This window comes from Sphingomonas sp. CCH10-B3, assembly GCF_001556185.1.
GTDB lineage: Bacteria > Pseudomonadota > Alphaproteobacteria > Sphingomonadales > Sphingomonadaceae > Sphingomonas > Sphingomonas aquatica.
Genome location: NZ_LSIJ01000089.1, coordinates 1 through 11,444 on the forward strand (window position 1 = coordinate 1; position 11,444 = coordinate 11,444).

14 protein-coding genes and 2 pseudogenes are annotated in these 11,444 nt (G+C 64.4%); 6 read left to right on the forward strand and 10 right to left on the reverse strand.

Annotated features, from left to right (window positions below; translation table 11 throughout):
• Positions 1–55: 55 nt before the first annotated feature.
• A complete protein-coding gene (locus AX672_RS14330) occupies positions 56–682 on the forward strand; it encodes a DUF6118 family protein (protein ID WP_231731372.1) in 627 nt (208 codons plus the stop codon).
• A gap of 26 nt (positions 683–708) precedes the next feature.
• On the opposite strand, the gene AX672_RS14335 is transcribed toward AX672_RS14330, so the two are convergent.
• Both AX672_RS14335 and AX672_RS14340 read right to left on the reverse strand, forming a co-directional pair.
• Positions 709–2,061, reverse strand: a complete 1,353-nt coding sequence (locus AX672_RS14335) for a multicopper oxidase family protein (protein ID WP_063976194.1) — start codon at positions 2,059–2,061, stop codon at positions 709–711.
• Complete coding sequence (locus tag AX672_RS14340) at positions 2,058–3,668, reverse strand: TolC family protein (protein ID WP_066652331.1); 1,611 nt, start codon at positions 3,666–3,668, stop codon at positions 2,058–2,060. The genes AX672_RS14335 and AX672_RS14340 overlap by 4 nt, the downstream gene beginning before the upstream one ends.
• A gap of 267 nt (positions 3,669–3,935) precedes the next feature.
• Between AX672_RS14340 and AX672_RS14345 the strand changes: the two genes are divergently transcribed.
• Together AX672_RS14345 and AX672_RS14350 are read left to right on the forward strand one after the other, a co-directional pair.
• Positions 3,936–4,289: a hypothetical protein gene (locus tag AX672_RS14345; RefSeq protein WP_066548713.1), complete on the forward strand. Its 354-nt coding sequence runs from the start codon at positions 3,936–3,938 to the stop codon at positions 4,287–4,289.
• A gap of 184 nt (positions 4,290–4,473) precedes the next feature.
• Positions 4,474–5,049 (forward strand): recombinase family protein, encoded by a 576-nt coding sequence (locus tag AX672_RS14350; protein ID WP_066212936.1) that lies wholly within the window; start codon positions 4,474–4,476, stop codon positions 5,047–5,049.
• Positions 5,050–5,161: 112 nt separating this feature from the next.
• On the opposite strand, the gene AX672_RS14355 is transcribed toward AX672_RS14350, so the two are convergent.
• The 3 genes from AX672_RS14355 to AX672_RS14365 all read right to left on the reverse strand — a co-directional run bounded on the left by AX672_RS14355 (position 5,162) and on the right by AX672_RS14365 (position 6,665).
• Positions 5,162–5,614, reverse strand: a complete 453-nt coding sequence (locus tag AX672_RS14355; protein ID WP_066212939.1) for a hypothetical protein — start codon at positions 5,612–5,614, stop codon at positions 5,162–5,164.
• Between the two features lie 357 nt (positions 5,615–5,971).
• Positions 5,972–6,301 carry a helix-turn-helix domain-containing protein gene (locus tag AX672_RS14360; protein ID WP_066212942.1) on the reverse strand — a complete coding sequence of 110 codons (330 nt, stop codon included), beginning with the start codon at positions 6,299–6,301 and terminating at the stop codon, positions 5,972–5,974.
• Positions 6,285–6,665, reverse strand: a complete 381-nt coding sequence (locus AX672_RS14365) for a type II toxin-antitoxin system RelE/ParE family toxin (RefSeq protein WP_066212947.1) — start codon at positions 6,663–6,665, stop codon at positions 6,285–6,287. The genes AX672_RS14360 and AX672_RS14365 overlap by 17 nt, the downstream gene beginning before the upstream one ends.
• A 236-nt stretch (positions 6,666–6,901) precedes the next feature.
• Here AX672_RS14365 and AX672_RS14370 point away from each other — a divergent pair, with 236 nt between their 5' ends.
• The gene (locus AX672_RS14370; protein WP_066212949.1) at positions 6,902–7,537 is read left to right on the forward strand and encodes a ParA family protein; all 636 of its coding nucleotides are present in this window, start codon (positions 6,902–6,904) and stop codon (positions 7,535–7,537) included.
• Positions 7,537–7,818 carry a ribbon-helix-helix domain-containing protein gene (locus AX672_RS14375; RefSeq protein WP_196490168.1) on the forward strand — a complete coding sequence of 94 codons (282 nt, stop codon included), beginning with the start codon at positions 7,537–7,539 and terminating at the stop codon, positions 7,816–7,818. Before AX672_RS14370 ends, AX672_RS14375 begins: the two co-directional genes overlap by 1 nt.
• A gap of 59 nt (positions 7,819–7,877) precedes the next feature.
• Here AX672_RS14375 and AX672_RS14380 read toward each other — a convergent pair whose 3' ends face one another.
• The 5 genes and pseudogenes from AX672_RS14380 to AX672_RS14400 all read right to left on the reverse strand — a co-directional run bounded on the left by AX672_RS14380 (position 7,878) and on the right by AX672_RS14400 (position 10,329).
• The gene (locus tag AX672_RS14380) at positions 7,878–8,756 is read right to left on the reverse strand and encodes a replication initiation protein (protein ID WP_066652334.1); all 879 of its coding nucleotides are present in this window, start codon (positions 8,754–8,756) and stop codon (positions 7,878–7,880) included.
• A gap of 502 nt (positions 8,757–9,258) precedes the next feature.
• Positions 9,259–9,567: pseudogene (locus AX672_RS18925) on the reverse strand (IS630 family transposase); the annotation flags it as partial.
• Positions 9,565–9,765: pseudogene (locus tag AX672_RS18930) on the reverse strand (hypothetical protein); the annotation flags it as partial. The pseudogenes AX672_RS18930 and AX672_RS18925, both read right to left, overlap by 3 nt.
• Positions 9,762–9,986: a conjugal transfer protein TraD gene (locus tag AX672_RS14395; protein WP_066212920.1), complete on the reverse strand. Its 225-nt coding sequence runs from the start codon at positions 9,984–9,986 to the stop codon at positions 9,762–9,764. The pseudogene AX672_RS18930 and the gene AX672_RS14395, both read right to left, overlap by 4 nt.
• Before the next feature lie 13 nt (positions 9,987–9,999).
• Positions 10,000–10,329, reverse strand: coding sequence for a conjugal transfer protein TraD (locus AX672_RS14400; RefSeq protein ID WP_066212924.1), 330 nt, complete (start codon positions 10,327–10,329; stop codon positions 10,000–10,002).
• A 175-nt stretch (positions 10,330–10,504) separates the two neighbouring features.
• Between AX672_RS14400 and mobQ the strand changes: the two genes are divergently transcribed.
• The coding region (gene mobQ / locus AX672_RS14405; protein ID WP_202189344.1) for a MobQ family relaxase at positions 10,505–11,444 on the forward strand (940 nt) is incomplete at its 3' end.

Genomic DNA, 11,444 nt, shown 5'->3' on the forward strand with positions numbered 1-11,444 from the left:
TACCGGATTTGTTCGCCCTTAGCGTGCAGATACGTCACTTTCGTGTAGTCACCCCGTGGAGGGCTTGGCGGCCGAGCGCGGCGCGATCGACGTGCCCGATTATACCGAGACGTTGGGGCGGATGCAGCAGGGCGTGGACGCCACGGCCGACCGGATCGCGGTCATCAACGACGTGATCGCCCGGAGTCCGGCGCTGGCGATGACGCCCGAGCAAATGGCGCAGCGGATCGTGGCGGCGGGTAACGCGGCCCGGCGCGAGGATCAGGCAGCGCTCGCCAGGGCGGGCGAGGACAAGGCCCGCGTCATGGCCGAGCTTCGCGCCGTCGCCGGGTCCGCATGGACGCGAGCCGACCAGAAGAATCGGCAGCTATGGTTCGGGCTGGGCGGGGTCGCGATCGGCATCATCGCATGGGCGATAGTGCCCGGCCTGGTCGCGCGCGAGGTCGCGCCGGCGAGCTGGCAATGGCCCGAGCGCATAGCGGCGCGGTCGTTAGACTTGCCGCGTTGGGAGGCGGGGCAGCGCTTGATGCAGAGCGCGAGCCCGACCGCGTTCCGCGCGATCGTCGCCGGCGACAGGATCGTGACGGCCAATCGCGAAACGATCGAGGGGTGCAGCAAGGCCGCGGTTCGAGCGCGCGAGACGGTGCGATGCACGATTAAGGTTGGCGGTAATCACCAGTAGGCGTGCAATTCCGGGCTTCGTAACCGCTACACTTGACGGCGCGGCGGAGAACCGAAGTCAGGGTCTGCGCTGACTCGTTTTGCGACCGTTCCCGCCGGATGGCGATACCAGCCGGGATCGGTAAAATCGCCCCGCGCGATATCGTCGCGCACCTTCACGACCGTGAACATGCCGCCCATTTCCATATTCCCGAACTGGCCCTTGCCGCCCATCATCGGCGTCGTGTTGACCGGACCTTGATGTCCGCCGTCGGTGTGTTCCTGGTGCTCCGCCATGCCGTAGCGCATCATCGGCAGGAAATTTGGCGACACCTTGCGAATCCGCGCCTCTACACCGGATTGATCAACGCCGGTCTGGTTGGGGATGCCGTGGCCCATCGCGTTCATGGTGTGGTGGGCCATATGGCAGTGGAAAGCCCAGTCGCCGGCGACCGCGGTAAACTCGATGTCGCGCATCTGCCCGACCGACACCAGTTCGGTGACCTCCCGCCGCCAGCGCTCGCGCGGCCAGCGCCCGCCATCGGAACCCGTCACCTCGAACTCGACGCCATGAAGGTGGATCGGATGGTTCCACATCGACAGGTTGCCGGCCCGGATGCGCACACGCTCGCCGGTGCGCGCGACGATCGGATCGATCGCCGGGAACATCTTGGAGTTGAAGGTCCACTGGTCGAACTCGACCATGATCGAGGGGTCCGGGCGCCAGGTTCCGGGTTTCAGCGCCCAATTGTGCAAAAGGAAGGCGTAATCGCGATCGACCGGCACGATCTCCCCGCCGCGCGGATGGATGATGAACAGGCCCATCATGCCATAGGCCATCTGGGTCATCTCGTCGGCGTGCGGATGATACATATGCGTGCCGTGCTGGCGCAGCGTGAACTCGTAGACATAGGTTTCGCCGGGCTGAATGTGCGGCTGGGTCATCCCGCCGACGCCATCCATGCCGGAGGGAAGGATCAGCCCATGCCAGTGGACGGACGTATGCTCGCCCAGCCGGTTGGTGACGAAAATCCTTACCCGGTCGCCTTCCACGGCCTCGATGGTCGGCCCGGGCGTGCCACCGTTGTAGCCCCAGCAGGTTGCCTTCGATCCGGGCGCGAATTCATGCTTTACCTCTTCGGCGACAAGGTGGAACTCCTTGACCCCGGCATTCAACCGCCACGGCAGCGTCCAGCCGTTGAGCGTGCGGACGGGCACGTAGCGCGGATCGCGCGGCACGGCGGGCGCCACGCCCACAGGCTCGGCCGCCGGCATGGGCATCGGGCCCATCGCCATGCCGCCATGCATGGAATGATCCTGTGCGGCGGCACGCGCGGTCAACGCTGACCCCAGTGCTGCGGCGGCACCCGTCTTGAGGATGTCACGACGATGGATGGTCATTGGCCGGCTCCATGATGTTGGTGTTCAGGCGTCGGAGCGGGCGGTGGCGAAGGAGGAGGGCTGGCGTCCGGCGTTGGCACATGATCGTGAACCATCCCAGGCATGGCCGGAGGCGGCGCGGGCGACCCAGACGGTGCCGGACCTGCCGGCGGCGGCGCTCCCCCGCCATGGTGGCCGCCATGCATCGAGTGATCCATCGCCGGGGCGGCAGGCGGCGTCAGTATCTCGGAAACGGTCGGCGTGTTCTGCCTGGCTTCCGCATCACTCGGCAGCCTGTTCCCCACCAAACGCATCAGATCGACGCGCGCGAGCCAGTAATCCCGAACCGCTTCGAGGAACCCTTGATAGGCTTCGTATTCCTGCGCCTTGGCCTGAAGCACCTCGAACTCGCCGATCAGCGCGAAATTCTGTTCGAGCTGGCTTTGACGGGTCACGATTTCACGCTGCGGCACCAAGGCCGTGCGATACAGGCCCACCACTTCGCTGAGCACGCGTACGCGTTCCGCGCCCAGCCCAACCGCATTCCCGGACGCGAGCGCAAGTTGCGCCAGGCGCGCGCGCGCGATCCGTAGACGCGCTTCGGTTCGTGCGACCCGAGCTCCGCCTTGGTTAAAGATCGGCAGCTCGATGTCGAGCGTCGGTCCCCGGATGACCGAGCGGTCGACCTGGCGCTCGCGGCCGTAACCGACCGTGGTGGCCCCAAGGAGGCGGAAGCTGCGCGTGATCCGCGCCGCCCCGGCGGCGACGACAGCGCCCTTCTGCGCGGCGAGCAATTCCAGGCTGCTCGACTGCGCGAGGCGTTGCAACTCGCTTACGTCATCCTCGTGGGCGAGGGGCAGCGGCAGCACGGTGTCGCTTTTCCAATCCGCCTCCGCTCCCCGCAATCCGATCGCATTGTTGAGTTCGAGACGCGCCATCTTGCCGGCGACGGCGGCGCGGGTCGCCTCGATACGCGCCTGGCTGGCGGCGGCCTTTTCGCGGTTGAGCTGCAATTCCGTGATGTTGCCCGCGTCGTAAAAGCGCTGGGCGAGGTCTGCCGAAACCTGCAAGCCATCCGCGACCGCCGCCCGCATCTCGGCAACCTGCTGCGCTCCGACATAGCGATACCACGCCGCCTCGACGTCGAGACTGACGCCCAGGATCGACGCCGCCACCTCGTACCGGGCGCGTTCGTAGTCGAGACGGGCGAGCCGCGCCTTGGCTGGCAAGGTCAACAAATCGACCAGAGGCTCGGCGACGCCGAACACGAATTGCGATCCCGGCCCGCCCGCGAGCGCCAGGCTCGACAGGCTGATGCGCGGATTGGCGACCTGGACGGCGTCGAGAACATCGGCCCGAGCCAGTCCGAGCTCGCCATAAATCTGCTGGAGGCGCGGACTCCTGAGCATGGCAGTCTTGACGGCCAAATCCGCCGTCATCGGTTGGGCGGCGACCGATTGCTGGGCCTGTGTCTCCTGTTCGCCCTGGTCGTTTTGCTCCCAGCCCAGCGACGGCGCGCCGCGATCCGCAAGCAACTTCTCGATCGCCACATGATCCCTGCCCGGATCGAAGGTCGTGCAACCCGCAAGCACGGTCGTCACGGCCAGGATGATGATGCGCGGGGGCATCGGCCTCAGCCGACTGTGCGAGGGATTCACCATGCATTCCGCTGATTGGAAGACGCCATTGAGTAGATTCCCCCCTCGTTCCGAGATGCTGCAACTACATTCGTTATACGCGGCTCAACCGTTACGCCCTCACGCGCCGCCGATCTTCAGCAATTTCCGATGCAGCAGTGCGTGATCGCCCAACTTGTAACCAAGCGGGCAAAATGCGCGGACTGCCAGCCAGCACATATGCTTTGGCAACAACGCTCAGATTGAAGGACCAAGCCCATGAATCGTTATCTCGCCGCCGCCTTTGCGGGGATCGCCGCTATCGTCGGCATGACCAACGCCCAGGCCGCCACCACAATGTCGGGCGCCGGACATTACGAATGGCGCATCGTCAATCAGCGACCGGGGCCGCGGGCACCGATTGTCGCGCCGCGGCGGGTATGGATATCGTCGACGCCTTCGGAGGTGCAAGCGGCGGCCGACCGTTCGGAGGTTGCGGGACATTTTGAGTGGCGCGTCACCGTTTCGCCGGGACCGCGCGGGACACCGGTCTCCCGCCAAGTCTGGGTGCCGACCCCAACCATGATGGCTCGGGCTGGCGGGGCGGCGATGACGGCTGAACAGGGTCTCTAAGGGGATTTACCCGACAGTTAAAACGTCTGGTAATGTCTTCAATCTCTCGTAAACGAACGATTGCCGGGGACGCTGGTGCAACACGCGTGAGCAGCCGCGCAGCGGCCATTTCGCCTCTCGAAACCGTACCTTGTTTCCTTCTTCGAAATCGGGCTAGTTCGCGTCGAGTTCTCGGAGAACGCCCTTGCTCGTCGGTTACGCCCGTGTTTCCACCAGGGATCAGTCCCCTGCCCTACAAATCGACGCGCTCCATGCGGCCGGGTGCGAACGCGTGTTCACCGAAAAGGCATCGGGCGCGCAGCGCGATCGACCGGAATTGAGGGCCGCGCTAGATTACATCCGCGCCGGTGATTCCCTTGTGGTGTGGAAGCTCGACCGGCTGGCGCGCTCCGTCCGGCAGCTCGTGGAGACGGCCGAAGATCTCGCCAAGCGCGAGATTGGCCTTCGCGTGCTCACCCAGGCCATCGACACCACCAGCCCCGGCGGGCGGCTCGTTTTCCACGTCTTCGCGGCCGTCGCCGAGTTCGAGCGCGAGCTGACGCTAGAGCGCACCCACGCCGGACTTGCCCAGGCGAAGGCGTTGGGGCGACGCGGCGGGCGCAAGCCGGCGATGGGACCGGCGGAGATCAAGCGCGCCAAGGCGATGCTCGCAGACCCGACCATCGCCGTCGAGGAGGTGGCAGCGCAGCTCGGGGTGCAGCCGTCGACGCTCTACCGGCACATACCGGGTGGGCGCAGCTCGGTGGTCGCGCAGGTGTAATGGAGGCCGTCATTGTCGGCCGCGTCTTTCTTCCACCCACCCAACCCTTGGGGCTTGGCCCACGGCCCGGCAGGCAGGCAGGCAGGCAGGCAGGCAGGCAGGGGATCGTCGATCAGGCGAACAGGTCGCCGATCGCGCGCACCCGGAAGGCGTTGCGCCGGCGGCGCCGGCGATGCTCGCCAGCGTCGTGGCGCATATGGCACCGCTGGCAGAGCGCAGCGAGGTTGCGCGGTCGGTTGTCGCCGGGATCGTGGTTCAGGTGCGCGCTGGCGAGCACGACGCGCGTGACCCGCAGCGAGGCGGGCGGGTCGATGCCGGCGAAGCCCGGTTGCGCGCGTGCCAGCTCCATCGGTGCGGGCAGACGGCGAACCCCCCTGCCCTGCCCGTCGCGCCAGCGTGCGGCGTCCTCGTCCCACCACACCCCATCGCCGAGATGCAGCACGTAGCGGCCGTGCGGGCGACGGCAATGCTCGCAGCGCCCCTTGGCGCGGCCGAAGCGGATAAAGGCCGACAGCTCGCGCCAGTCGATCGGGTAAAGCCAGCGATGTTCGCGCGCGATCGGCATGACGATTCTATGAGTCACGACCGAGCGGAACGAAAGCAGAAAATTCGCTGTATTTATCTATCCAGCGGCAAGCGCCTATCATGTGATCCTGCACGTAGGTTTTGCTTGGGAGGTTCTATGACGACTCTCACCCGCAAGTGGCGGGCGTTTGATCGAACCGTTGAAGAAGTGCGCGCCAAATTCGCGGACTTGTCGCCGGCGAAGCTGGAAGCCCTGATCGATGAGGCCGTTGCGGCGACGCGTCAATCCGCCGAGCGAGAAGGCGGGCGTCTCCCCCCTTCCCTATCATAGCGCGTCCGGGCTGCCTCTATCCCGCTGGCTTTGCAGCCCGGCCACGCTGTTCCGTTCGTTTATCCATCACTGAACCACTTCGATGCCCTTGCGGCGGATGACATTCAGCAGCGCGAGCGCCGGTCCCTTGGCTTGCTTGGTGCCCCGTTCGAGCTGCGAAACATAACCCGTCGTAAGGTTCAGGTATTTGGCGAGCGCGGCCTGACTCAAATGCGCCTCTTCGCGCACGCCGCGAATTTCATCGGGCGTGATCGGCGCGGCCGTAGGCGGCGCATCCGGCCCCAGGTGGCGGACGGTGATCTTCCGATAGGTGTCATCGCCCATCAGACCAACGCTGTGCATGTCGTCGGCCGTCTCGAGGAGCGCCTCGGTCAGCGTGCTAAGCGTCTTCGCCATTCTCAATCTCCTGTAGCTTGCCGATGCTCACGGCTTCATCAAGGGCGGTGTCGTCGTTCGCCAGGAACTCGGCGGCGATGTCCCGCAAGGTCTGCAATTCGTCGTCATCGATGTTCTCCCGCTCGCTCTTGGCAAAGCCGTAGAGGAAAAACGCCCGATCCTCCGTCCGATAGGCCACGATCATGCGAAACCCGCCCGATCGTCCCTGCCCTGGTCGCGCGACGCGCTGCTTGATGAGGCCGCCACCCAGATCGGCGTCGATAAGCCCACGCTCGGCTCGCTCGATCGCCTCCTTCAAATCCGCGTCACTAATTCGTTCACGTCGGACGAACCGCGCGACCCATTTGGTTTTGAAAATCCGCACGGCATCGTCCTATAATACCCAGAACTATAGCACACAGGCAGACACTTTCAACCCGCTTAAGCGATGGTGCGCCTACCGCTTCGCGGCACCGTGGCTCCTACCCGCTTCGCTCCCCGAGTCCGCGAGCGGTCTCGGCCTGTCGGTGACGATCCACTGGCGGGGTAAGTCGTGATCCCCTTTCATTCCACGCTGCATATCTGTATACAAGTATAAATCTATACCTGTAGGAGTGTAGCATGAAGGTTCTCGCCATCCTGTCGCAGAAAGGCGGCGTCGGAAAAACGACGCTGGCGACGTGCCTTGCCGTGGCGGCCGAGCAGGCAGGCAAGGAAACCGCGATCATCGACCTAGACCCGCAGGCGACAGCATCGTTCTGGAAAGATGTGCGCCAGCTTGACACGCCCGCCGTCGCCTCGATCCAGCCGGTGCGGCTCGCGGCGATGCTCAAGGCCTGTGCCGACGCCGGCACGGACCTTGTGGTGATCGATGGCGCGGCCGTCGCGCGTGATGTTGCCTATGAGGCCGCACGGCACGCCGACTTCATCCTCGTGCCGACGAAGACGGCGGTGTTCGATACAATGAGCATGACGCACACGTTGGACGTGGTGCGGCAGCTCGATCGCGCCTTCGCCGTCGTGCTGACATTCGTCCCGCCCCAAGGACAGGAGACGGGCGATGCGATGAAAGCAGTCGAGGAGCTGGGCGCGGCGGTCTGTCCGGTGACGATCGGCAACCGCAAGGCGTTCTTCCGCGCGCAGGCCACAGGCCAGGCAGTGCAGGAGTTCGAGCCGAACGGCCCGGCCGCAGCGGAAATCAACCGCCTATACGAGTATACGGTTATACGCCTATACGATAAGGCGGAGGTGGCGTGATGGCGAAGGGCAACACGCTCCAGGCGATGCTCGACCGGGCCAAGGCCGGCGGTGACACGTCGGCGACGCCCGTCCCGACCGTTGCGCCAATCCCCGCCAGACCCGCGCAGGCCGGGCGGCAGGGGACCAAGCTGATAGGGGGACATTTCGCTCCCGAGGTCAGCACGCAGCTCCGTATTCTTGCGGCCGAGGAGGGAACGACGGTGCAGAGCCTGCTAGGTGAGGCGCTGGACGATCTTTTCGTGAAGAAGGGCAGGGGCCGCGTCGCACGTAGCGTATAGGAGTATACAAATATACTGCTATACTTGCATCATCGAAAAGTGAGTTTTGGGGCAGCGCCTCACCTTTGCGCGGCGGGCGTGCTGAAATCCACCAGCACGGGCAGCTCGGGAATCCCGCCACGCAGCTTAGCGCGTCGCACGATGCTGTGTTGGTCGATCAGGTTCTGTGCGTCGCGCTTACCGCTGGACGTTTTCGGGAACCAGTGGAGCGCCACCCGTTCGACCTTGCGCCCGTTCTTGATCGGCGTGAAATCGACATAGAAGGGGCAGAGCTTGTTGATTTCCTCGACAGCGACCTTGAGGCAGTATTTGTTCAGATCGGCGAAGCGCTCAAGTTTCCCCTCGGGGACGTTGAGCAGGCCGCGCACCTCCTCGATCGTGAACTCCTCTTTCTGCTTGTATTCCAAACCGATGCGACGCTCGATCATTTCATAGAGGCAGAGGGCGTATTTCGACTCAAAGCAATACATTACCTGCGTCTTGAGACGGGCATAGACCTGACTGTTCCGCAGTATCTCGATCAATTCTTCGGGGATGCGGTAGTGAAGGAAGCCGTCCTTTTTGAGGCTTTCATCGCTGGGGCCGAGGAGCTGGACGCGGCGCTTGTAGCTCTTGCCGTCCTTGCGGATCGTGACGATCGCGATAGTGCCCATGAGACGTAGCAGCGAGCTTTCCACGCGCTCGTTGCCCTGGTGCGTCCCTTTCAGTCCCGACTTCGCAATGCGATGGATGATCGGCTCGCCAATACGCTCCCAGGCATTGGCGATGAGCAGGTTGTAGATACGGCGATCAGCGAGGGTGAGGGGGCTTAGCTCGACGATATCGACCAGCTCGCCGGGCTTGACGATTTCCCCGTAATTGGCGGGATCAAAGGGATTTCCGCGCCCCTTTTGCGCCAGCGTGCGGAAGGACATATCGACCACGGCAGGTTGGGACATAGGCTTGACCAACGGTGAGCAAGAGGGGCTTATCGACTCACCCTAACCGCGAAAAGTGAGCCAGGCAAATGTTCCGGCTCCCCGATGGAAACGGTGAGGGGGCTACCCCAAAACTCACCGTCACCGCCGACCCGGTTGCCCGGCTACCCCGAAGCTCACCGGACCCGGCCCGAACACTCACCTTTACCGACCCTAAAACTCACCGCACGCTACCCCGAAACTCACGCGACTCGACCCCAACGCTCACCGTTGAAGTCGTTTTTCCGCAGAAATCCGGGCCTTTCAGCGCCCTGAATCTTGAATCAGAAGAATTAGAGAATCTGAACCGCGAAAGGTGAGCTTTGGGGTAGGCCAGTCTGTGGATAACCAGCGTCAGGATACAACGACGGAATCGGCCTAACGGCCGATGCGCTATTTGTTGCGTGCCGGCTACGCCGTCACCAGAGCGGCGCAGGCTAAGCGGGAAGAAGAGGGCAGGATTTAGGGCTAGAGCATGACCGGATCACGTTGAAGCGTATCCGGAGTTGACGAGATAGTTTCGGCATTCGTCGGGTGTGAAGTAGTCGAGCAGGGATCCGATCCGCCTCCAGGTTGCCTCTACGGATCGCTCATCGGCTTTGCGCAGCAGCGTTTTGAGCTTGGAGAACATCTGCTCGATCGGGGCGGTGATGCGGTCGTGCCGCAGGGCGGCGATGAAAGTCAGTGTGCGCCAGCGGCCGTGCGGCACCTTGGCCAGCAGGCGCTCCCCGCGCGGGCTTCGGCCGTGGGTCCGCGTCATGTTGGTCTTGGCCCAGGTCTCGTCGATGAAGAGGGGAGGGGACACGCCTTCGTCCAGCATCATGTCGAAAAACGCATCATCGTTCGGCGTCGGGACCATGTCCTCGATCACGAGGTTGGCGCGCGACTCCGCCATGTCCTCCCGCCACATGGCGACTTCCGCGGGCGTGCCTCGCACGAAATCCATCGCGCGGACTTCGGCGCGGATCGCCTCGATATCGAAATCGCTCATGCTTCGTCCTTCGCTTCGCCTTCCGCGTCGAACGCGCGCTTGCCGCGCCGCTTCCACAGCGCCAGCACGTCGCCGGCATCATCGCCACGCGCACGTCCCGCCAGATCGAGCAGCGCGCCGTAGAGCGTGGCGCGATCGTCGTCGGCTAGCTCGACCAGCCCGGCTTTCTGGACCAGCCCGCCCAGCTCGATCAGATGGCGCGTTCGTTCGCGGCGTTGCACGACCCAGCCCCTGCTATCCGTTCGCCGCTGACCCGCTTCCGCCCGCAGCGTCGCCGCCCGGTTCAGCTTGAGCGCCCGATCCGTCGATCGCAGCAGCGCCGCCACCTTTCCGCCCGCGCCGCTGAAAGAAGGCAGCGCCCTTCGCACGCCATGCCTCCTTCGCGCTGGTATCCTTCGACCCGATCGCATCGAGGAGCACCCCGGCCAGCGTCTCGGCATCGAGCGCATCGGCCCCCGTGGCGGCGACGAGCTGGCCGAGCTGTTCAACCCGCTTCGCCTTTAGCGCGCGGGCCTTGTCGCCGAGCGCCTTCAGTTCGGCGTCGTAATCGCGCACCTTCCGCATCGCCCTCACCCTTCCGCGCATCAACCAGAGACACCTTAGCGGACCCGGCATTGGGGTAAAGCACGAACGGCAGGAAAAGCGGCACCAAGTCAATCACGAGGAGCGTAGCGGATTGTGAGTGCGCGCTTATACGTCGTTGCCGACGTGCGCTCAGAAGTGTAATAAGCCAAGCGTCATGGCGATCTACCATTTTTCCGCCAAGGTCATCAGTCGCCAGACCGGCGCGAGCGCGGTGGCGAGTGCCGCCTATCGGTCCGCGTCCGAGCTGCATGACGATCGCTTCAACCGTAACCACGATTTCAGCAACAAGGCGGGCGTCATCCACTCCGAGGTGATGTTGCCAGAGGGCGCGCCGGAGCGTTTAAACGATCGCGCGGCCTTGTGGAACGAGGTGGAGGCGGGGGAGAAGCGCAAGGACGCGCAGCTTGCCCGCGAGGTGGAGTTCTCGATTCCGCGCGAGATGAACGAGAAGCAGGGCGTCGCGCTCGCCAAGGACTTCGTGAAGAAACAGTTTGTCGATCGCGGCATGGTCGCGGACCTCAACGTGCATTGGGACAAGGCCAAGGACGGCACCCCCAAGCCGCACGCGCATGTCATGCTGGCGATGCGTGACGTGGGGCCGGAGGGGTTCGGCGCTAAGAACCGCGACTGGAACTCGACCGAGCTGTTGAAGGACTGGCGCGAGGCGTGGAGCGCGCATGTCAACGAACGCATGGCCGAGCTGGGGCTAGAGGGCCGGATCGATCACCGTTCCTATGAGGCGCAGGGCATCGAGCTTGAGCCGCAGCACAAAATCGGCCCGGCCGCGTCGCGGCGACCGGAGCAGGGGCTTGAGGCCGAGCGGATCGAGGATCACACGCGCATCGCCCGCGACAATGGCGAGAAGATCATCGCCAACCCATCGATCGCGCTGGACGCCATCACCCGGCAGCAGGCGACGTTCACCACCCGCGACCTTGCGACGTTCGCGTTCCGACAAAGCGACGGCAAGGATCAGTTCGACCGGGTAATGGGGGCGGTGCGCTCCAGCCCCGAGCTGATTGCGCTGGGCAGGGACGGGCGCGACCAGGAGCGGTTCACGTCGCGCGACATGATCGCGGTGGAGGCCCGGCTTG

Coding starts and splice junctions, on each gene's coding strand:
- AX672_RS14360 (WP_066212942.1), bottom strand. CDS start 6,301: ATGGCGAAGACGCTTAGCACGCTGACCGAGGCGCTCCTCGAGACGGCC.
- AX672_RS14345 (WP_066548713.1), top strand. CDS start 3,936: ATGAATCGTTATCTCGCCGCCGCCTTTGCGGGGATCGCCGCTATCGTC.
- AX672_RS14380 (WP_066652334.1), bottom strand. CDS start 8,756: ATGTCCCAACCTGCCGTGGTCGATATGTCCTTCCGCACGCTGGCGCAA.
- AX672_RS14355 (WP_066212939.1), bottom strand. CDS start 5,614: ATGCCGATCGCGCGCGAACATCGCTGGCTTTACCCGATCGACTGGCGC.
- AX672_RS14335 (WP_063976194.1), bottom strand. CDS start 2,061: ATGACCATCCATCGTCGTGACATCCTCAAGACGGGTGCCGCCGCAGCA.
- AX672_RS14340 (WP_066652331.1), bottom strand. CDS start 3,668: ATGCCCCCGCGCATCATCATCCTGGCCGTGACGACCGTGCTTGCGGGT.
- AX672_RS14370 (WP_066212949.1), top strand. CDS start 6,902: ATGAAGGTTCTCGCCATCCTGTCGCAGAAAGGCGGCGTCGGAAAAACG.
- AX672_RS14375 (WP_196490168.1), top strand. CDS start 7,537: ATGGCGAAGGGCAACACGCTCCAGGCGATGCTCGACCGGGCCAAGGCC.
- AX672_RS14400 (WP_066212924.1), bottom strand. CDS start 10,329: ATGCGGAAGGTGCGCGATTACGACGCCGAACTGAAGGCGCTCGGCGAC.